The organism is Polymorphospora sp. A560 (assembly GCF_045781765.1).
Classification (GTDB): Bacteria; Actinomycetota; Actinomycetes; order Mycobacteriales; family Micromonosporaceae; genus Polymorphospora; species Polymorphospora lycopeni.
Map to the genome: position 1 here is coordinate 3,917,674 of NZ_CP122282.1, position 22,009 is coordinate 3,939,682.

Annotated in this window: 10 protein-coding genes; 8 read left to right on the forward strand and 2 right to left on the reverse strand. The window is 73.5% G+C overall.

Annotated elements, in window-relative coordinates; translation table 11 throughout:
• The first annotated feature begins 168 nt into the window (after window positions 1-168).
• The 3 genes from QCD66_RS17505 (at window position 169) to QCD66_RS17515 (ending at window position 3,025) form a co-directional block, all read left to right on the forward strand.
• Window positions 169-558, forward strand: a complete 390-nt coding sequence (locus QCD66_RS17505) for an ArsR/SmtB family transcription factor (RefSeq protein ID WP_375737064.1) — start codon at window positions 169-171, stop codon at window positions 556-558.
• On the forward strand, window positions 555-1,196 hold the full coding sequence (locus tag QCD66_RS17510; RefSeq protein ID WP_375737063.1) for an SRPBCC family protein: 642 nt from the start codon (window positions 555-557) through the stop codon (window positions 1,194-1,196). Before QCD66_RS17505 ends, QCD66_RS17510 begins: the two co-directional genes overlap by 4 nt.
• Before the next feature lie 206 nt (window positions 1,197-1,402).
• Window positions 1,403-3,025, forward strand: a complete 1,623-nt coding sequence (locus QCD66_RS17515; protein ID WP_375737062.1) for an ABC-F family ATP-binding cassette domain-containing protein — start codon at window positions 1,403-1,405, stop codon at window positions 3,023-3,025.
• Between the two features lie 44 nt (window positions 3,026-3,069).
• Here the strand turns inward: QCD66_RS17515 and QCD66_RS17520 are convergent, their stop codons facing one another.
• Both QCD66_RS17520 and QCD66_RS17525 read right to left on the reverse strand, forming a co-directional pair.
• Window positions 3,070-4,047 carry an LLM class flavin-dependent oxidoreductase gene (locus tag QCD66_RS17520; protein ID WP_364217326.1) on the reverse strand — a complete coding sequence of 326 codons (978 nt, stop codon included), beginning with the start codon at window positions 4,045-4,047 and terminating at the stop codon, window positions 3,070-3,072.
• A gap of 21 nt (window positions 4,048-4,068) precedes the next feature.
• On the reverse strand, window positions 4,069-4,272 hold the full coding sequence (locus tag QCD66_RS17525; protein WP_212818333.1) for an MbtH family NRPS accessory protein: 204 nt from the start codon (window positions 4,270-4,272) through the stop codon (window positions 4,069-4,071).
• 279 nt (window positions 4,273-4,551) lie between these two features.
• On the opposite strand from QCD66_RS17525, the gene QCD66_RS17530 reads away from it, so the two are divergent.
• From QCD66_RS17530 to QCD66_RS17550, 5 genes are all read left to right on the forward strand, one after another.
• Window positions 4,552-6,843 (forward strand): MFS transporter, encoded by a 2,292-nt coding sequence (locus tag QCD66_RS17530; RefSeq protein WP_407567213.1) that lies wholly within the window; start codon window positions 4,552-4,554, stop codon window positions 6,841-6,843.
• Window positions 6,844-7,125: 282 nt separating this feature from the next.
• Window positions 7,126-12,669, forward strand: coding sequence for an SDR family NAD(P)-dependent oxidoreductase (locus QCD66_RS17535; protein ID WP_375736998.1), 5,544 nt, complete (start codon window positions 7,126-7,128; stop codon window positions 12,667-12,669).
• A gap of 66 nt (window positions 12,670-12,735) precedes the next feature.
• Window positions 12,736-19,326 carry an amino acid adenylation domain-containing protein gene (locus QCD66_RS17540; protein WP_407567214.1) on the forward strand — a complete coding sequence of 2,197 codons (6,591 nt, stop codon included), beginning with the start codon at window positions 12,736-12,738 and terminating at the stop codon, window positions 19,324-19,326.
• 23 nt (window positions 19,327-19,349) lie between these two features.
• Window positions 19,350-20,936, forward strand: a complete 1,587-nt coding sequence (locus QCD66_RS17545; protein ID WP_364217334.1) for an MBL fold metallo-hydrolase — start codon at window positions 19,350-19,352, stop codon at window positions 20,934-20,936.
• Window positions 20,933-22,006, forward strand: coding sequence for a hypothetical protein (locus QCD66_RS17550; protein WP_375736448.1), 1,074 nt, complete (start codon window positions 20,933-20,935; stop codon window positions 22,004-22,006). The genes QCD66_RS17545 and QCD66_RS17550 overlap by 4 nt, the downstream gene beginning before the upstream one ends.
• Window positions 22,007-22,009 lie beyond the last annotated feature (3 nt).

The window sequence follows — 22,009 nt, forward strand, 5'->3', positions numbered from 1 at the left end:
CCAGCAGCTCGACACGCCGTACGGACAACAGCGGAACAGCTAACGATCACCATGCACCGCCACGTCACGAAGGGCGCGCGGGGGCAGCCGGTTGACGCGCCATGGGGCCCTCCCGCTCGCCGAGCGTAAGCTCTGGATTATATAAGTCAGAGCTGCAATACTCGACCCGTGCACGCGTTCGACATCCTCGGCGACCCGGTCCGGCGCCGGATCCTGGAACTTCTCGCCGACGGCGAGCAGACCTCCGGCGCGATCACCACGGTCATCCGGGCGGAGTTCGGGATCTCCCAGCCGGGGGTGTCCCAGCACCTGCGCGTGCTGCGGGAGAACGGGTTCACCACGGTCCGCGCGGAGGGAACCCGCCGCCTGTACGCGGTGAACTCCCAGCCACTGCGGGAAGTCGACCGTTGGCTGGCGCGCTTCCACGGGATCTGGGACCAGCATCTCGACGCCCTGGCGACCGAACTCGCCCGGGGCAGGCGGGAACGCCGCCTGCGCGGCGGCACCGACGGGTCGCCGGGCGACAGCCCGGCCGGTGAGGGAAGGAACCACCGATGATCGACATCGCCAGCCAGCTCAAGGCCATCCACCGCGAGGTCAGCCGGCTGCCGGCCGCCAGCGGCGAGACCGTCAGCGTCCGGCTCCGCCGCGAGTACCCGGCGCCGGTCGAGGACGTCTGGGACGCGGTGACCGACCCGGACCGCCTGAAGCGGTGGTTCCTCCCGATCAGCGGCGACCTGCGCGCCGGCGGGTCGTTCCAGCTCGAGGGCAACGCCGGCGGAGACATCCTGACCTGCGAACCGCCCCGCCTGCTCAAGGTGACCTTCGGCGGGCCGACGAGCCTGGTCGAACTCCGGCTGACCGCCGACGGCGACGACACCGTGCTCGAACTCGAACACAGCGTGCCCATCGAGATCGCCGGCAGCGGCGCGGGCGCGCTCTACGTCGGTCCCGGTTGGGACGGCGCCGTCATGGCGCTCGCCCTCTTCGTCGCCGGTGAGACCATCGACGACCCGGTCGCGACCGCGAACTCGGCACAGGGCCAGGAGTTCTCGCGGCAGTCGGTGCACGCCTGGAGGGACGTGGTCGGGGCGTCGGGCACCGCCGGCCCGGACGAGATCGCCGCGGCGACCGAGGTCTCGCTGGCCCAGTTCGCCCCCGACCTCGGCGCGGCCGGGCAGCCGGAGCAGCCCTGATCGGCACCGGGACCCGGCCGCCCACCCTGTTACGATCGCTCCGTGGCAGGCCAACTCTTCCTCTGAGCTGACTCCGGACGACCCGCCGCTCGCTGAAGCGAGCCACGGGTGGTCGGACGCCGTCATCGACCCGTCCACGGGTCGCGTCAGCCGCGAAGCACCTCCTCCCGTTCCAGGGACGAGTGTGCCTCCGTCCGGAGGAAACAGTGACCATCTCCATCACCCTGCCCGCGCGTGCGCGGGCCCAGCTCACCGCCGAGGGCGTCCACATCGCCCGGGGCGGCCGTACCGTGCTCGCCGGCGTCGACGTCGCGGTCTCCCCGGGCAGCCGGTGGGGCGTCGTCGGCGAGAACGGCCGGGGAAAGTCCACCCTGCTGCACATTCTCGACGGGACGCTCGTTCCCGACGCCGGCACCGTCCACCGGGTCGGCACGCTCGGCACCGCCGCCCAGGAGATGCCGGTGGCCGACGGCGCCACCGTCGGCCGGGCCGTCGACACCGAACTCGCGCAGGTCCGGGCGGCGCTCGCCACCTTCGAGACGACCAGCCGGTGGCTCGCCGAGGGACGGCCGGGCGCCGCCGACGCGTACGCCGCAGCGCTGGAGGCCACCGACGTCCTCGACGCCTGGGACGCCGACCGCCGGGTCGACCTCGCCCTGGCCGCGCTCGGCGCCGTCACCGACCGGAACCGGCGCCTCGACGAACTCTCCGTCGGCCAGCGGTACCGGGTCCGGCTCGCCTGCCTGCTCGGTGCCCGGCACGACTTCCTGCTGCTCGACGAGCCGACGAACCACCTCGACGCCGCCGGTCTCGACTTCCTGACCGCGAGACTGCGCGAGCACCCCGGCGGGGTCGTCGTCGTCAGCCACGACCGGGCGCTGCTCGCCGACGTGGCGACCACGGTCCTCGACCTCGACCCGAGCCGCGACGGCCGGCCCCGCGTCTACGGCGGCGGCCTCGCCGGCTACCAGGCCGGCCGGGAGGCCGAACGCGAGCGCTGGGAGGAGGAGTACGAGCGGCAGCGCACCACCCACGCCCGGCTGACCCGCGACCTGTCCGAGGCCCGCAACCGCCTGGTGACCGGGTGGCGGCCGGACAAGGGAACCGGCAAGCACCAGCGGGCGACCCGCGCCCCGGCCCTCGTCCGGTCGGTGCACCGCCGCCGCGACGAGCTGGAACGGCACGCCCTGACCGCACCGCCGCCACCGGCACGCTTCGCGATGCCCGCACTACCGACCCGGCCCGGCGTACGGCTGCTCGCCGCCGACGGCGTCGTCGTGCCCGGCCGGCTGGACCAGCCGGTGACCCTGGCCCTGGAGCCCGGGGCACGGCTGGTCGTCACCGGCCCGAACGGCGCCGGCAAGTCGACCCTGCTCGCGGTGCTCGCCGGCGTCCTGCCACCGGCGGGCGGGACCCTGACGCGGGCCCGCGACGCCCGGGTACGCCTGCTCGCGCAGGAGGCGTCCCGTGCCGACCACCGGCCGGTCCGTGAGGTCTTCGCCGCGCACCTGGCCGGGCTGGCCACCGGTGCGCCGGAGGTGTCGCTGACCGGGCTCGGACTGCTGCCGGCGGCCGATCTCGGCCGGCCCGTCCGCGACCTGTCGACGGGCCAGCAGCGCCGGCTCGACCTGGCGATCGTCCTGGCGGCCCGGCCGCACGTGCTCCTGCTCGACGAGCCGACGAACCACCTGTCGATCGCTCTCGTCGACGAACTCACCGAGGCGTTGCACGCCACCGGGGCGGCCGTCGTCCTGGCGACCCACGACCGGCAGCTGCGCCGTGACGTGGCCGGGTGGCCCCGGCTGGACCTGCCCGGCACCGGGCACTAGCGGGAACCGTCGCGGGCCCCGGGCGTCCCCGGGGCCCGCGACGGTCACCTCCCGCCGGACGCCCGTACGGCGGCCTCGCCGGTGCGCCGCCACAGGTCGCGGTCCTGGTGGGCGCTCGCCATCGGGGTGATCACGACCTCGGTCGCACCGGCCGCGGCGTATTCGGCCACCCGGGCGGTGACGTCGTCGTCGGAGCCGATCACACCGACCGCCGACAGCAGGTCGTCACCGATCTCACCGCCGGCCAGCGCGTGGGCGAACCCGCTCGCCTCGTACATGGCCCGGTAGTTGGGCACCCGGGCGTACGTCGACAGGTAGTGCCGCAGCGACTCGACGTCGCCGGCCCGGTCCACCGACACCGCGCCCGGGGCGAACACCACCACCGGGAAGCCGTCGAGGTCGCGGCCGGACCGTTCCAGCCCCTTGCGCAGGTGCGGGATCGCCACGTCGCGTACGTAGTCGACGGTGCACATCCACAGCAGCAGCCCGTCGGCGACCTCGCCGGCGAGTTCGCTCATCTTCGGCCCGAGCGCGCCCAGGCAGGTGGCCAGGCCGTCCCGGCGTGGGGACGCGTACCGCGAATGGCCCTTGTACCACTTGCCGTCGACGTGCACCTCGCCGGTGCGCAGCAGCGCCGTCACCACCGACAGGTATTCGCGCATCGCCGGCAGCGAGGGCCCCAGCGGTACGCCGAGCGACCACTCGGCGGTGAGCCGGTGCCCCAGCCCGACACCGAGGGTGAACCGGCCGTCGGACACCTCGTCGATGGTGGCCGCGGTCTGCGCCATCACCACCGGTGGCCGGGTGTAGAGCGGCATGATGCCGGCACCGAGCTGGATCCGCTCGGTGACCGCGGCCATCGCGGCCAGCACGCTGAAGCTGTCGCGCATGTTCGGCAACTGGATCAGCCACGCCGCGTCCAGCCCGACCTGCTCGGCCAGCCGGGCCCGGTCGATCAGTTCCCGTACCGGCAGGTCGCTGCCCTCGATCGCGATGCCGGTGCGCAGCCGGCGGGCCGCCACGGGCCCGTCCGCCGCCACGCCTCAGACGCCCATCCGCTGCCGGAGGCTCTTGGGCCGCATGTCGGTCCAGACCTCCTTGATGTGCTCCAGGCAGGCGGCCTTGGGGCCGGTGGTGCCGACCTCCCGCCAGCCGGCCGGCACGTCGCGCCCGGTCGGCCAGATCGAGTACTGCTCCTCGTCGTTGACCACCACGGTGTAGTGGCGGTCGTCGTCGTCCTCGAACACGCTGCGCTCCTTGTCGACTCTGTCGGGCGGTCCCGCGACCCGGCCGGCGGTTCGCGTGAATGCCAGCGGGCGCGCGCGTATACCGGCGGGAGCGGTCGGCGCCTGAGTCTTTCGCCGGTGCCGGCCGCCCGGCAAGGTCGGACCTCGCCGCTGGCGAGAAGTGGACAGCCCGTTGACCCGGCCACCCGCCCTGAAGTCGGCTAGACGCGTCAATTCGCGGCCACCTCGGACCTCCCTCCGCTGGCGCCATCGACCACCCCTTCCAGACGAGGAGGCGACGTGCGTGAGCCGGCGCCCGAGGTGAGCTCGGGCGGGACCGCAGTCGCGCCCGGACCGGCCGGACCGCCACCGGCCGGCCCGGGCACCCCCGACCCGGTCACATCGACGACCGACCCGGCACCGGCCGCCGGCCACAAGCCGCCGGCCGGTGCCACCCGACCGGCGCCGCGCCGGACCGACAAGCTCGGCACCGGCTTCTGGGCGCTGTTCGCCGCGATGTTCGTGGCCAACCTCGGCTCCGGCATCACCACGGTCGCGTTCCCGTGGCTGACCACCGAGATGACCACCGACCCGCTGCTGGTCGCCGGCGTCGGCGTCGCGGCGGAGCTGCCCTGGCTGCTGTTCAGCCTGCCGGCCGGAGTGCTGGTCGACCGCTACGAGCACCGCCGGCTGATCTCCTCGACCCACCTGGGCCGGGCGCTGGTCGTCGGCCTGCTCGCGGTCGTCCTCTTCGCCGACGTCGCCAGCATCTGGATGGTCTACCTGGTCGCGTTCACGATCGGGGCGCTGACCGTGCTCAACGAGAACGCCACCCAGACGATCCTGCCCCGCATCGTGCGGCCGTCCCAGCTCAACCGGGCCAACAGCAACCTGGTCCTCGCCGACACCACCGGCGGGGTGTTCCTCGGCCCGGCGATCGGCGGCCTGCTGCTGACCGTGGCGGTGACCCTGCCGTTCGCCGTCGACGCCGCCCTCTACCTGCTGGCGGCCGGCCTGATCCTGCTGGTCACCGTCTCGGCCCGGCGGACGGCGCCGGCGGCCGGCACGCTGCCCGCGCCCCCGGTCGGCACGGCGCCCGGGCCCGTACCGGCGGCCGGCGCGGCGGCCGAGACCGCGTCCGCCACCGACCCGGTCGGGGGGCCGGCCCGGCGGTCGCTGCGGACCGAGATGGCCGAGGGCGCCCGCTACTTCTGGAACCACCGGGTCCTGCGCCAGCTCGGCATCTTCCTGGGCCTGCTCAACCTCGCGAGTTCCATCATCGTCGGCACCCAGGTGCTGTTCGCCCAGGAGATCCTGAACCTCAGCGCCGCCCAGTACGGCGTCCTGTTCGCCGTCGGCGCGGTCGGCGCCGCGGCCGGCGCGGGTCTCGCACCGATGCTGGAGGCCCGGCTCGGCGCCCGCCGGGTGCTGCTGCTGACCCTGTTCGGCAACAGCGCGGTCAGCCTGACGATCGGCTTCACCTCCAACGCGCTGCTGGTCGCGCTCGCCCTCACGGTCGGCGCCGGTCTCGCCGTGGTGTGGAACGTGGTGACCATCTCCTACCGGCAGCGGATCGTGCCCGAACACATGCTGGGCCGGGTCAACAGCATCTACCGGCTGCTCGCCTGGGGACCGCTGTCCGCCGGCTCGCTGATCGGCGGCCTGGTGGTGAAGCTCGGTGAGCCCCTGCTGGGCCGGGAGAGCGCGCTGCGCGCCCCGCTCTTCCTGTCCGGAACCCTGACCGCCGTCCTGATCTGCTACGCCCTGATCCGCCTGCGCGACGGCATCTGGTCGCGCGACCGCAATGCCGTGTACGGCCCCGACGACCCGATACCCGAAGAGGAGGACGGCATGGCCGAGGAGCAGTTGACCGACGAACGCCCCGGAGGCACCGCGGCGCCGCCGTTGCCGGCCTTCGGTGGCACCGGGGGAGCCGACCGGCCGGTCCTGAAGACCCTGATCTCGATCAACGTCCTCATCGCCGTCGCCGGCCTGGTGATGATCGGCCTCGAGGAGGGCCTGACCCCCGCCGCCGCGATCTGGGACGGGGTCAGCCCGCTGCACCTGGCCACCGAGATGAACGGGCCCGCGGTCGACCGGGGCGAGGTCTGGCGCCTGGTCAGCTCGATGTTCGTCCATTACGGACTCGCGCACCTCGTGGCGAACATGGTGATGCTCGGCCTCGCCGGCTGGAAGCTGGAGCCGATCCTGGGCTCCCGGCGGTTCCTGGAGCTCTACCTGCTCTCCGGCCTCGGCGCCGGGATCGCCACCTACCTGTTCACCCACGACGCGCTGACCGCCGGAGCCTCCGGAGCCAACTTCGGGGTCTTCGCCGCACTGCTGGTGGTCTGCCTGAAACTGCGCCAGCGCAGTGTCCTGGCCATCGTCCTGCTCGCCTTCGGTGTGGTGACCACCTTCGCCATCCCGGGCATGGCCATCGCCGCGCACATCGCCGGCCTGGTCGTCGGTACGGCCGTCGCGGCCGGCTACGCGCTGCCCACCGGCGACCGGCGCGACCGGCTGCGGGTGGCGGTGCCGGTCGGCACGCTCGTCGTACTGCTGCTGGTGGCCGTCGTCGCGCTGCTGCTCTGAGCGGCGGCGCGACCGGTGCCACCGCACGGCGGGCGGTGGCACCGCGCGAGCCTGCCCGTGTCCGGTGGCCGGAAGTCCCACCGCGACGCTCCCGCCAGGTGATGACAGTCGCGCCCGCGAGGTGTTGACAGTCCGGTGACCTGGCGACTACTCGCCAAGCAGCCCCCGGCATCTTGTCGCTGCTCGGGCGGGGCCAACAGACTTCCATCGTTCATGTCCGGCCAACCTCGGCGAGAACTCCAACCCGCCGGTCCGGTCCAGGTTGAAGCGAGAGGGTAAACGGTGAGCGGTGTCGAAGACGCGCATATTGCCATCATCGGATTGGCGGGACGTTTTCCCGGTGCGCGCGACGTCAACGAGTTCTGGCACAACCTCCTCGGGGGCGTCGAATCCATCACCTTCTTCAGCGACGACGAGCTGAGGGAGGCCGGGGTCTCCGAGGAGACCATCGCCGACGCGAGCTACGTGAAGGCCGCGCCGATCACCGAAGGCGCGGACATGTTCGACGCCGCGTACTTCGGCATGAGTCCGCGCGAGGCAGAGATCCTCGACCCGCAGCAGCGGATCTTCCTGGAGGAGTGCGAGACCGCGCTTCAGCACTCCGGCTACGACCCGGCCTCGTTCGCCGGCCGCATCGGCGTGTACGGCGGCCTCGGCTTCAACAACTACCTCGAGGACAACGTCAACAAGAACCCCGACGTCGTCGACGTGATGGGCCGGCTGTCCACCAACATCTCCAACACGGCCGACTACCTGGCCACCGGGGTGTCGTACCGGCTCGGCCTGCGCGGCCCGTCGTTCACCTGCCTGAGCGCCTGCTCCACCTCGATGGTCGCGATCCACCTGGCCTCCCAGGCGCTGCGCAGCGGCGAGTGCGAGATGGCCCTGGCCGGCGGTGTCGAGGAGTTCATCCCGCGGGTCTCCGGCTACTTCTACAGCGAGGGCGGCCTCTACTCGCCCGACGGCCACTGCCGCACCTTCGACGCCAAGGCGCGCGGCACCGTCTTCGGCAGCGGCGCCGGCGTGGTGCTGCTCAAGCGCCTCGACGCCGCGCTCGCCGACGGCGACAACGTGCTCGCCGTGATCCGGGCGACCGCGATCAACAACGACGGCAACGACAAGGGCGCCTTCACCGCGCCGAGCATCTCCGGCCAGTTCGCCGCCGTCTCCGACGCCCTGTCCCGCTCCGGCGTCGACCCGGCCACCATCTCGTACGTCGAGGCGCACGGCACCTCGACGTTCGTCGGTGACCCGATCGAGGTCAACGCGCTGACCAAGGCGTTCCGCGCGCACACCGACCGCAAGCAGTACTGCGGCATCGGCTCGGTCAAGACCAACGTCGGCCACCTCGGCGCCGCCGCCGGCGTCACCGGCCTGATCAAGACCGTGCTCGCGATGCAGCACCGGGTGCTGCCGCCGAGCATCAACTTCGACGAGCCCAACCCGCAGATCGACTTCGAGAACTCGCCGTTCTACGTCAACACCGACCTCACCCCGTGGAAGTCCGACTCCGGGCCGCTGCGGGCCAGCGTCAGCTCCTTCGGCGTCGGCGGCACCAACGGCCACCTGATCCTGGAGGAGGCGCCGGCCGTCGAGCCGTCGTCGAGGCCGCTCCGCTCGCACCAGCTCCTGCTGCTGTCGGCGCGTACGCCGACCGCGCTGGAGGCCAACGCGAACGCGGTCGGCGCCCACCTGCGGGACCGGCCGGAGGAACTGGCCGACGCCGCGTACACCCTCGCGGTCGGCCGCACCGCCCGCCCGGTCCGCAGCTTCCTGGTCACCACCGACGGCACCGAGGCCGGCGACCGGCTCGCCGCCGGCGTGCCGCAGCCGTCGCCCGGCGTGATCCCGCCGCGCGGCGTCAAGCGCGAGATCGCGTTCGTCTTCCCCGGCCAGGGCGCCCAGTACCCGCAGATGGGCCGCGACCTCTACGAGACCGAACCGGTCTTCCGCACCGAGATCGACGAGTGCGCCGAGGTGCTGCGCGAGCAGACCGGCTGGGACCTGCGCGAACTGCTGTTCCCGTCCGACGACGACGCCGCGGCGGCCGACCGGCTCAACCAGACCGCGGTCACCCAGCCGGCGCTGTTCGTCGTCGAGTACGCCATGGCCAAGCTGGTGCTGAGCTGGGGCCTGCGGCCGGAGTCGATGGTCGGCCACAGCGTCGGCGAGTACGTCGCCGCGACCCTGGCCGGCGTCTTCACCCGCGACGACGCGCTGCGCCTGGTCGCCGCCCGCGGCGCCCTGATGCAGGAACTGCCCGCCGGCTCCATGCTCGCGGTGCCGCTGTCGGAGCAGACGGTCTCCTCGATGCTGCCGGCCGACCTGAGCCTGGCCGCCGTCAACGCCCCCGACCTGGTCGTCGTCTCCGGCCCGGACCAGGCCATCGAGCAGTTCAAGGCGGTGCTCGCCGTGCAGGGCATGGAAGGCCGGCCGCTGCACACCTCGCACGCCTTCCACTCGCAGATGATGGACCCGATCCTGGAGCGGTTCACCGCCCTGGTCGCCGCGGTCCCGCGCAGCGAGCCGACCATCCCGTTCGTCTCCAACCTCAGCGGCGACTGGATCACCGCCGCCCAGGCGACCGACCCGGCGTACTGGGCCGCGCACCTGCGCGGCGCGGTACGGTTCGCCGACGCCGTCGCCCTGCTGACCACAGGCACCGGCCGGGTGCTGGTCGAGCTCGGCCCCGGCCAGACGCTGTCCAGCCTGGCCCGCCGCCAGCTCGGCACCGACCGGCAGGGCCTGGCGGTCTCGACGATGCGGCACCCGCAGCAGCGGCAGCCCGACACCGCCGTGCTGCTCGCCGCGCTCGGCCAGGTCTGGCAGACCGGCGCCGACATCGACTTCACCGCGCTGTGGGGCGACGAGCGCCGGCACCGGGTGGCGCTGCCCCGGGTGCCGTACGAGAAGCAGCGGTCCTGGCTGGACGGCGGCCCGCAGGCCGCCGCGTCGACGCAGGACGTCGCCGCGAACACCGAGACCGGGCCGTACTACGTGCCGGTGTGGAAGGAGACCTCGGCGCCCACCCCGGCGGACGTCGACACCGCCGCCGCCTGGGTGGTCTTCGAGCCGGCCGACGGCGGCGTGGCCGCCGAGCTGACCAGCCGGTTGCGCACCGCCGGCGCCAAGGTGATCACCGTACGCGCCGGTGCCGAGCAGCGGGCCGACGGCGACGCCTACACGGTGCGCGCCGGCGAGCTGGCCGACTACTCCGCGGTCGTCGCGGCCGCCCTGGCCGACCAGCCGGAGCGGCTGAAGATGGTGCACGGCTGGCTGGTCGGCGACCTCGCCGGCGACACCGGCCGGGACCGCGCCCGCGACGGCCTCGACCGCGGCTTCTTCAGCATCCTGTCCGCCGCCCAGGCGGTGTCGCGTAACCCGGCCAGCCCGCCGCTCGACCTCTACCTGCTCACCAGCGAACTGCGCGACGTCGTCGGCGGCGAGCGGATCGAGCCGGTCAAGAGCGGCGTCGACGGCTTCGTCAAGCTGCTGCCCAAGGAGTTCAGCGACACGACCTGCCGGTCGATCGACGTGTCGACCGGGCGGGCCGACACCGTCGCCGACCAGGTCCTGCGCGAGATCTCCAGCGGCAGCACCGACCAGGTCGTCGCCTACCGGGGCCGCAAGCGCTGGCTCTGGTCGCACGAGGAGGTCGCCCTCGACGGCGTCGGCGCCGCCCAGCGGCTGCTGCGCGACGGCGGCGTCTACCTGATCACCGGCGGCCTGGGCGGCATCGGCCTGGTCACCGCCCGCGACCTCGCCGAGCAGCACCGCGCCAAGCTGGTCCTCGTCGGCCGGTCCGGGCTGCCGCCGCGCGAGGAGTGGCGCGACCTGCTCGCCGGCCCCGACACCCAGGTCACCGCCCGGATCAAGGCGGTCGAGGAGATCGAGTCGCTCGGCGGCGAGGTCCTGGTCATCGCGGCCGACGTCACCGACACCGAGTCGCTGCGGGCCGTACGGGCCCAGGCCGAGGCCGCGTTCGGGCCGGTCAACGGCGTGCTGCACGCCGCCGGCATCACCGGTGGCGGCATGCTGGAGACCCGCCAGTTCGCCGACGCCGAGGCGGTGCTCGCCGCCAAGGTGTTCGGCACCCTGGCCATCGAGGAGGTGTTCGGCGACAGCATCGACCTGCTGGTCCTCTACTCGTCGTTCACCGTCTTCTCCGGCGACTTCGGGCTGTTCGACTACTGCTCGGCGAACTCGATCCTCGACTCGTACGCGCAGTCGCGCAGCGGCGGCAACACGCACGTCGTGTCGATCAACTGGCCGATCTGGAACAAGCTCGGCATGGCGTTCGACATCGACGTACCCGACCTGCTGACCTCGTTCGAGATGGGCGACCGCTACGAGAAGGTGGCCCACCCGCTGCTCGGCAGCCGGCTCGTGCGGGCCGGCAGCGACCAGGTCATCTTCGTCAAGAACCTGTCGACCGAGGACTGGGTCACCGCCGAGCACCAGCTCGACAGCCTGCCGACGATGCCGGGCACCAGCCTGGTCGAACTCGTCCGGGCGGCGTACGAGGAGGTCACCGGCTCGCGGACCGCAGAGATCCGCGACGTCGTCTTCATGCGCCCGGTGCAGTTCGTCGACAGCCGTACGGTGCACATCATCCTCACCCCGAAGCCGAACGGCGTCTACGACGTGCTGATCGCCGACGCGGACAGCGAGGGCGGCAACCCGGTCGAGTTCACCACCGCCAAGGTCGGCCCCGGCCCGCGCGACGACGCACCGCGGCACGACCTGTCGGCGTGGAAGGCGACCTGCCACGTCGAGGACGAGCCGGAGGGCGTCACCGAGGGCATCATCACCCTCGGCCCGCGCTGGCAGCAGAGCATCCGGGCGCACTGGCACGGCGACCAGACCGACCAGGGGCTCTTCGACGAGCTGGTGCTGCTCGAGCTGGGCGAGGAGTTCCTCGGCGACCTCGACGAGTACGGCCTGCACCCGGCGCTGCTGGACAAGGCGACCGCGCTCGGCCAGACCGTCGTCGCCAGCCAGACCAGCCACCTGCCGTTCGGCTACGACCGGATCACGGTCCGGGCCCCGCTGCCGCGCCGGTTCTACAGTCACATCCGGCACCTCGACGACACCCGGGGCGCCCTGATCCGTACCGACATCACGCTGGCCGACGAGGACGGCGTGGAACTGGTCGCGATCAAGGGCTTCACGATGTTCGAGTACAACGACACCTCGATGTCCACCTCGGAGGGCAACGGCACCGCCCCGGCGGCCGCCGCCGACGAGGACGACGAGAGCAAGTTCAGCATCGCCCGCCAGCTCGAACGGGCGCTGCTGCGCTCCAACGAGAAGGCGTTCGGCATCGAGCCGGAGGACGGCTACCGGATGCTGCACCGGATGCTGGACTCGGCCGCGGCACCGCAGATCATCGTCTGCCCGGACAGCTTCGTGAAGCGGATGCGGATGGCCGGCGAGGTCACCCGCGACGCGCTGCGCGAGCAGCTGATGGCCGCCCCCAAGGCGGCCGCGTCGGTGGCGACCCGCAGCCTGATGACGCCGTACGTCGAGCCGGAGTCCGACGTGCAGCGGGTGCTGACCCAGATGTGGGCCGACACCCTCGGCCTGGACAAGGTCGGCATCGACGACGACTTCTTCGACCTCAACGGCAACTCGCTGATCGCGGTGCAGCTGGTGGCCCGCATCCGCGAGCAGTTCCAGGTGGACCTGACGGTCGCCGGGCTGTTCGAGGCCCGCACGTCGCGGGCCCTGTCGGAGCGGATCGAGGAACTGCTCGTCGAGATGCTGTCGTCGCTGTCCGACGAGGAGGCGGCGGCCCGACTGGCCAGCATCACCACGCGCAACTGACCGCCGGCGGTGGTGGCCGGCCCGGGCCGGCCACCACCGCCGCCAGACCACGAGGAACGGGGCCAGATGACAGACGCCGGTGTCCGTACGCCGTCCGGCGGCGACGGGCTGTCCGCGGTCAAGCGCGAGCTGCTCGCCAGGCTGCGCAAGGGGAACGCGCCCGCGGCGGCCAGCCGCATCCCGCGCGCCCCGGGCGACGAACCGGCCCGGCTGTCGTTCGCGCAGGAGCGGGTCTGGCTGACCAGCCAGCTTGCCGGTGACATACCGGCGTTCAACCTCGGCGGCGCCGTCCGGCTGCGGCTGCCGGTCGGACCCGACACGCTGGCCGTCGCGCTGGCGCAGGTCGTCGACCGGCACGACAGCCTGCGTACGACGGTCGAGGTCGTCGACGGCCGGCCCCGGCCGGTCGTCGCCGCGTCGGTGCCGGTCACCATCCCGCTCACCGACCTGTCCGGCACGCCCGACCCGGCCGACGGCATCGAGGACCGGATCCGCGAGATCATCCTGCGGCCCTACCGGCTCGACACCGCACCGCTGTGGCGGGTCGAACTGATCCGGCTCGCCGCCGACGACCACGTCCTGGTCATCGGCACGCACCACCTGGTCACCGACGCCGCCTCGATCATGTACGTCCTGCACGAGCTGGCGTTCCCCGACCGGCGGCCGGCGCTGCCGGTCTCCTACACCGACTACGCCGCCTGGCAGCGGGCCGAGTTCGACGGTGGCCGGCACGACGACCAGTCGGCGTTCTGGCGCCGCAAGCTCGCCGCGCTGCCGCCGCCGCTGGAGCTGCCGACCGACCGGCCCCGGCCGCCGGAGCCCGACTACGCCGGTGCCACCCTGGTCCTGACCACCCCGGCGGCGACCGGCGAGGCACTGCGCCAGCTGGCCCGCGCCGAGGACACCACCGTCTACACCGTCGTGCTGACGGCGCTGAAGGTGCTGCTGGCCCGGCAGACCGGCCGGACCGACATCGTGGTCGGCACCCAGGTCACCGGCCGCAGCCTGCCCGAGTTGCAGAACCTGGTCGGCATGTTCGTCAACGTCGTCCCGGTCCGCACCTCGCTGGCCCCCGACGCCACGGCCCCCGACGCCACCGCCGACGGCACCGTCGGCTTCCGCGAGGTGCTGCGCCGGGTCCGGCACAACCTCGCCGAGGCCATGGCCCACCAGGACGTACCGTTCGAGACCCTGGTCCGCGACCTGCGCGGCGACGCCGACCGCAGCTTCCCGCCGCTGGTCCAGGTCGCCTGCAACATGCCGGTCCAGGACACCGACCACCCGCTCGGCGAAGAGATCCCGATGCCGATCGCGCCGGGCGGCTCGCTGCTCGACCTGACCGTGCACGTCATTCCGCGGCCGGACGCCTCACTGGAGATCCAGTTCGAGTACGCCAGCTCGCTGTTCGACGCCACGACCGTCGAGCGGCTCGCGGAGCAGCACCGCCGGCTGCTCGCGGCCGTCGGCACCGACCCCGACGTCGACTGGCGCACCGCCGACCTGCTCGGCGCCGACGCCCGCCGGGACGCGCTGGCCGCCGGCACCGGCGCCCCGGCCGCCCGGACCGAACTGCTGCCGGCCCTGGTCGCGACGCAGGCGGCGGCCACCCCCGACGCGACCGCCGTCGAGGCGGCCGCCGGGCGGCTGACGTACGCCGGCCTGACTACCGCCGCCGACGCGCTCGCCGACCGGCTGCGCGCCGCCGGCGTACGACCCGGCGCGGTCGTCGCCCTCTGCCTCGACCGCGGCCTCGACCTGCAGGTCGCCACCCTGGCCGCCTGGCGGGCCGGTGCCGCGTTCCTGCCGCTGGACACCGAGCACCCGCCGGCCCGCTGGGCGCTGCTGCTCGACACCGCCGGGGCGCCGGCCGTCGTCGCCGACCCGGAGCGGGCCGAGGCGCTGCGCGCGGTCGTCCCGGCCGGCTGCGCCGTCGTCGAGACCGCCGACCCCGCCGTCCCGGCCGGAGCCGGCAACCCGGCCGAAGCCGCGACCGTCGGCGCGGCGGAGGAACCCGCCGCCGACACCCCCGCGTACGTCATGTTCACCTCCGGCTCCACCGGCCGCCCCAAGGGCGTCGTCGTCACCCACGGCGCCATCGCCAACCGGGTCGTCTGGTCGGTGCACGCCCAGAAGCTCGGCCCGGACGACCGGGTGCTGGCCAAGACCCGGGTCGGCTTCGACGCCGCCGTCCTGGAGTGGTACGCCCCGCTGGTCGCCGGCGGCACCGTCGTCATGGCCGGCCCCGGCCTCGAACGCGACCCGGCCGGCCTGGTGCGGGCGGTCGCCGACACCGGCGCGACCGTGCTGCAACTGGTCCCGTCGGTGCTGCGGGCCATGCTCGACCAGCCCGGCTGGGACCGCTGCACCGCGCTGCGCCAGGTCTGGTCGGCCGGCGAGCCGCTCGACCACGCCCTGGTCCGCCGGCTCACCGACCGGCTTCCGGTCGCCGTCTGGAACACGTACGGGCCGACCGAGTGCGCGATCGACGTCACCGCGTACGCCGTACCGGCCGGGCCACGGACCGGACCGGTGCCGATCGGCGGCCCCGTCGACGGCGTACGGACCCTCGTCCTCGACCCGTACGGCCAGCCGACCCCGCCCGGCGTCGCCGGCGAGCTGTGCGTCGGCGGTGCCGCCGTCGGCGGCGGCTACCTCGGCCAGCCGGACCTGACCGCCGAACGCTTCGTCCCCGACCCGTACGGCCCGCCCGGCGCCCGCGTCTACCGCACCGGCGACCAGGTCCGGCGCCGCGCCGACGGGGTGCTGGAGTTCGTCGGCCGGGTCGACGACCAGATCAAGGTCAACGGGGTACGGGTCGAGCCGGCCGAGGTCCGCGCCGCGCTCGCCGACCACCCCCGCGTACGGCAGTGCGTCGTCGTCGGCCACACCGGACCCGACAACACCCGCCGGCTGGTCGCCTACCTGGTCGCCGACGGCGACGTCGACACCGCGCAGCTGCGGGAGTTCCTGCGCGGCCGGCTGCCCGAGGCGATGGTGCCCGGCGTCTACGTGCCGCTGCCCGCACTGCCGCTGACCCCGAACGGCAAGGTCGACCGGGCCGCCCTGCCGGCACCGGACCTGTCCACCGTCGGCGTCGCGTACGTCGCCCCGGTCACCGACGCCGAGAAGGCGGTCGCCGACGCCTGGGCCGACGTGCTCGGCGTGGAGCGGGTCGGGCTGCGCGACGACTTCTTCGCCCTCGGCGGCCACTCGCTCCAGCTCGGCCAGCTCGCCGTCCGGCTGCGCGAGCGCAGCGGCGTCGAGGTGTCCATCCGGGACCTGTTCGCCGCGCTGACCGTACGCGGCCACGCCGACCTGATCGCCGCCGCGGGCGGCGAGACGCCGCCGCCGGTCGTACCGGTCGCCGGCACCGGGCCGCTGCCGCTGTCGTTCGGCCAGCGCCGGCTGTGGTTCCTCGACAAGCTCAACCCGGACAGCATCGAATACCTCACCCCGGTCTTCGTGCCGGTGCCCGGCCCCGCCGACCCCGACCTCGTCGCCCGTACCCTGGGTGACCTGGTCGCCCGGCACGAGGCGCTGCGGACCCGCTACGTCGTCGTCGACGGCGAACCGGCCCAGGTCATCGACCCGCCGGGCCCGGTGCCGCTGCGCGTGGTCGACATCCCCGGGGAGCCGACCGCCGCCGTCTTCGCCGACGACATGTCGCGCGGCTTCGACCTCGAGGCCGGCCCGGTGCTGCGGGCCGTGCTGGCCCGGCCGGCGGCCGGCGACGCCGTACTGCTGCTCCTGATCCACCACATCGCCTGCGACGGCTGGTCGACCGCGGTCCTCGGCCGCGAGTTCGCCGAGATCCACGCCGCGCACCGCGCCGGCCGGCCGGCGGACCTGCCCGCCCTGTCGCTGCGCTACGCCGACTTCGCCAGCTGGCAGCTGTCCTGGCTGTCCGGCGAGGTCCTGGACCGGCAGCTCGACCACTGGCGGGACCGGCTCGCCGGCCTGCCGACCCTGGAACTGCCGACCGACCGGGTCCGGCCCGCCGTACGCGACCCGCGCGGTGCGGCCGTCGCCTTCGAGGTGCCCGGCGACGTCGCCGGACCGCTGCTGGCCGCCGGCCGGTCCCGGGGGGCCAGCCCGTTCATGACCCTGCTGGCCGCGTTCGCGGTGCTGCTGTCCCGCTACAGCGGGCAGCGCGACCTCGCGGTCGGCTCGCCGGTCGCCGGCCGCCCGGTGCCGCAGTCGCACGACCTGGTCGGGGTCTTCATCAACACCCTGGTGCTGCGGCTCGACCTGTCCGGCGACCCGACCTTCGGCGAACTGCTCGACCGGGTCCGGGCCACCACGATGTCCGCCTTCGCCCACCAGGACCTGCCGTTCGACCGGCTGGTCGAAGAGGTCCGCACCGACCGCGACCTGTCCCGCAACCCGCTCTACGACGTCCTGTTCGACCTGCACGAGGACGGCCACGCCGGCTACGTGCCGACGACCGGCGTGCGGGACGCGCCGCTGGCCGCCCGGCAGGACCTCGGCCTGATCATGCGGCGGCACGCCGACGGCGCGGTGAGCGGCATGCTGGAGTACGCGACCGCGCTGTTCGACCGGCCGACCGTCGACCGGATGATCGGCCACTACCTGCGGCTGCTGGAGCAGGTCGCCGCCGACCCCGACGTGGCCGTCGCCGACCTCGAACTGCTCACCGGTGCCGAACGCGACCTGCTCGGCGCGTGGAACGACACCGCCCGCCCGGTGCCGGCGGCGACCCTGCCGGAACTGCTGCGCCGGCAGGCGGCGGCCACCCCGGACGCGCCGGCCGTCGTCTTCGACGACACCACGCTGACGTACGCCGAACTCGACGCCCGCACCGACCGGCTGGCCGCGCTGCTCGCCGGGCGCGGCGCCGGCCCGGAACGGTTCGTCGCCGTCGCCGTGCCGCGCTCCGTCGAACTGGTCGTCGCCCTGGTCGCGGTGCTGAAGTCCGGTGCCGCGTACGTGCCGGTCGACCCCGGCTACCCGGCCGACCGGATCGCCTACCTGCTCGCCGACGCGCACGCCGAACTGCTCCTGACCACCTCGGTCGTGGTCGGCGTGCTGCCGGCCGTCGACACCCCGGTGCTGGTCCTCGACGACCCGGCCACCGCCGCCGCCCTCGAGGCCGCCACCGCGACGCCGACCCCGCCCGGGCCGGCGAACCCGGCGTACGTCATCTACACCTCCGGCTCCACCGGCCGGCCCAAGGGCGTCGTGGTCCCGCACGCCGGCATCGTCAACCGCCTGCTGTGGATGCAGGACCGCTACGGCCTCACCGCCGACGACCGGGTGCTGCAGAAGACGCCGTCGTCGTTCGACGTGTCGGTGTGGGAGTTCTTCTGGCCGCTGCTGACCGGGGCGACGCTGGTGCTGGCCCGCCCCGAGGGGCACCGCGACGCCGCCTACCTGGCCGGCGTGATCCGCGACCGGGGCATCACCACCATCCACTTCGTACCGTCGATGCTGGACGCGTTCCTCGGCCACCCGGGCGTCGCCGACGGCAGCGCGCCGCGCCGGGTCATCTGCTCCGGCGAGGCCCTCGGACCCGCCCTGCGCGACCGGTTCTTCGAACTGTTCGACACCGAACTGCACAACCTGTACGGCCCCACCGAGGCGTCGGTCGACGTCACCTCCTGGCAGTGCGCGCCCGGCCGGCCGGGCGAGCCGGTACCGATCGGCCACCCGGTGTGGAACACCCGGCTCTACGTCCTCGACGCCGAACTGCGGCCGGTGCCGCCCGGCGTACCGGGGGAGCTGTACCTGGCCGGTGTCCAGCTCGCCCGCGGCTACCTGCGCCGGCCGGACCTGACCGCCGAGCGGTTCGTCCCCGACCCGTACGTCGCGGGGGAGCGGATGTACCGCACCGGCGACGTCGCCCGGTTCCGCGCCGACGGGGCGGTGGAGTACGTCGGCCGCGCCGACCACCAGCTCAAGATCCGTGGCTACCGGGTCGAGCCGGCCGAGATCCAGGCGGTGCTCACCGCCCACCCCGGCGTACGCGAGGCGGTCGTGGTCGCCGTCGACCGCGACGGCGACCGGCAACTGGTGGCGTACTGGACCCCGGCCGGCGACCCCGGACCGGACGGCGCGGCCCCGGCCGGACCGGACGGCGACGAGCTGACCGACCACTGCTGGGAGCACCTGCCGGAGCCGATGATCCCGCAGTTCTGGGTCCGGCTGGACAGCCTGCCGCTGACCGAGAACGGCAAGGTCGACCGCAAGGCGCTGCCGGCACCGGAGCTGTCGGCGACCGCGCTGACCGGCACCGAGACGGTCGCCCCGCGCACCGTCGCCGAGGAGCGGATCGCCGAGATCTGGACCGAACTGCTCGGCATCGAGGTCGGCGTACACCACAACTTCTTCGCCGTCGGCGGCCACTCGATCCTGGCCGTCCGCCTGATCTCCCGCATCGCCGAGGAGTTCGACGTCGAACTGCCGCTGCGGCTGGTCTTCGAACGCGCCACCGTCGCCGCCCTCGCCCAGGCGGTGGAGGACGAGATCCGGGCCGAGATCGCCCGGCTCACCGACGCCGAGGTGGCCGCCCTTTCCGACGACGCCGCGCAGATCGCGGCCCTGCCCCCTGACGCCGCGCAGATCGCGGCGCTGCCCGATGACGCCGCCGCCCCGGCGGCGCCGACCGATCCCGACCCGGCCGCCGCGCCGGCACAGTGACGAACCCGATGGGGAAGGACGCGATGAGCACCGAACCGCTGTACGTGAAGCCCAACGTCCGCATCGAAGGGCTGGTCAACCAGTTCGTCGCCTGGACGCACGTCTACACCCCGGTCTCCGGTGCGATGAACCTCGCCAACCTGCTCTTCCCGATCATGGACTCGTTCGTGCAGCGCCCCGAGGTGCACGCCGCGGCCGTGGCCAACCCGAAGATGAAGGGCGGCTTCTTCGTCAACGCCGACCTGTCCCGCGTCGACGAGGTACGCGACCTGCGCGACCGGATCGCCCGCGACGACGCGGCCGCCCTCGCCTTCGCCGGGGCGATCAAGGGCGCCGAGGACCTGCTGCGCGCCCAGGCCACCGGCTACGACCTGTCACCGCTGTACGCCCAGCTCCCGCCCGAGCTGCGCGGCTACGTCGAGCTGGTCTACGACGTCAACCACCACCCGTCGCTGCGCTTCCTGGAGCCGCTGCTCTACCGCAGCCCGGTCTTCCGCCGGGACCGGGAGGCGATCGAACTGTCGCTCGACGACGGCAGCGAGCCGCCGTTCATCCTGAGCACGCCGCGCCTGGAGCACCCCGACCACCTCCAGCTCCCGCTGCGGCTCGACCACGCCGGCATCGACGAGCTGTTCGCCACCCGGACCGCCCCGCGCTCCTTCGACGAGATCGGCAAGGCGCTGGAGATCGGCACCGGCGAGCAGGAGCGGCTGCTGCGCACCCTGCTCACCACCGACGCGGCCCTGCCCGCCGACCGGCACATCGACGGCGGCGGCCGGATCCGCTACTTCGGCCACGCCTGCATCCTGCTGCAGACCCCGTCGGTGTCCATCCTGGTCGACCCGTTCATCAGCTCGAACCCCGCCGCCGGCGACCGGTTCACGTACGTCGACCTGCCCGACAAGATCGACTACGTCCTGATCACCCACGCCCACCAGGACCACGTCGTGCTGGAGACGCTGCTCCAGATCCGCCACAGGGTCGGCACCGTCGTGGTGCCCCGCAACGGCGGCGGGCACCGGCAGGACCCGTCGATCCGCCTCTACCTGGAGCAGGTCGGCTTCACCGTACGGGAGGTCGACGACTTCGACGAGCTGGCCTTCGACGGCGGCCGGATCGTCGCCGCGCCGTTCTTCGGCGAGCACTGCGACCTCGACATCCGGGCCAAGAGCAGCTACTGGGTGCACCTGGCCGGCAAGGGCGTCTTCATCGGCGCCGACACCTCCGGCCTGGAGTCCGAGCTCTACCACCGGATGCGGACCGGGATCGGCGAGACCGACCTGGCGTTCATCGGCATGGAGTGCGACGGCGCCCCGCTGACCTGGCTCTACAGCTCGCTGTTCACCCAGCCGGTGCCGCGCAAGATGGCCATCACCCGCAAGCTGTCCGGCTCCAACGCCGCCCAGGCCACCGGCATCGTCGACCAGCTCGGCGCCAAGGAGGCGTACGTCTACGCGATGGGCCAGGAGGACTGGCTCCAGCACGTGATGGCGACCAGCTACACCCCGGAGTCGTACCAGCTCCTCCAGGTCGCCGAGTTCCTCGACAACTGCAAGCAGCGCGGCGTGTACGCCGAACACCTGCTGGTCCGCAAGGAGCTGCGCTGGTGAACACCGCCGTCCCGGTGACCGCCGCCCCCTTCGCCCTCGACGCCGCCCCGACCGGGGCGGCCCGTCTCCAGGTCCGGGTCCTGCTCGACACCGGACCGACCGCCGACGAGGTCGACCGGATGGAGGCGCTGTTCGACGGGTGCGGCATGGCCGCGTACGCCGAGGGCCACTCGTACGGCGGGCCGCCACCGACGTCGGCGTTCCTGATCGTGCTCAACATCCCGCTCGCCCCGTTCCTGGACACGTTCGCCGGCACCGGAACCGACGCCGGCACCGGCACCGGCACCGAACCGGACACCGTCGGCGACGGGGCGGCGCGCCTCGCCGCCGTCGTCCGGACTTTGCAGGCGATGCGGGCCGACGAGGAACTGTGGGGCCGCCCGCACGGCGTCAAGCTCGAGGACTCGCACAGCGGCCACGGCGTACTGCTGGAGGCCGGGCTGCTCGACGCCGCGTACGACGCCCTGCTCGACCTCGACCTGTCCGGCCTCGACCAGTGGGCGATCCCGGTGCAGCTCGAATGGCATCCCGCCCTGCACACCTGGCAGGCCCGGCTGACCACCGTGCCGCGCCGGTTCGCCCGCCGGGTGCCGCTGCGCGCCCGGGCCGCCGACAGCCCGCGCGCCCGCCAGTGCGACGACGCCGAGATCGGCGAACTGTGGCGGCTGGCCGGCAGCGCCGAGGTGCCGGCCGTCACCTGGCAGCGGGCGCAGATCGTGCTGCTCAGCGCCCAGGGCTCCAACATCGCCTCGATCGCCCAGCACACCGTCACCGGCGCCGGACGGGTCCGCGCCGTCATCCGCAACTTCAACGACGACGGGTTCGCCTCCTTCGACCCGGGCTACGACCGTGGCGAGCGGCCCCAACCGACCCCGGCCGAACTGCGCGACGCCCGTGCCGTCGCCGCCCGCGGCCCGGCCGCGTACGGCCTGACCGGCCCGGCCTGGGACGTCGCCACGCTCGGCGACTTCCTGGTCCGCGAGGGCGTGGTCGAGGATGTCGACCCCGACTGGCTGGCCGCCCTGCTCACCGGCACCGGCACCGACCACCTGCATCGAGACGGGATTTGACAC

Excerpts from the sequence above, each read along its gene's own strand:
- QCD66_RS17510 (WP_375737063.1), top strand. The coding sequence starts at position 555 with ATGATCGACATCGCCAGCCAGCTCAAGGCCATCCACCGCGAGGTCAGC.
- QCD66_RS17540 (WP_407567214.1), top strand. The coding sequence starts at position 12,736 with ATGACAGACGCCGGTGTCCGTACGCCGTCCGGCGGCGACGGGCTGTCC.
- QCD66_RS17545 (WP_364217334.1), top strand. The coding sequence starts at position 19,350 with ATGAGCACCGAACCGCTGTACGTGAAGCCCAACGTCCGCATCGAAGGG.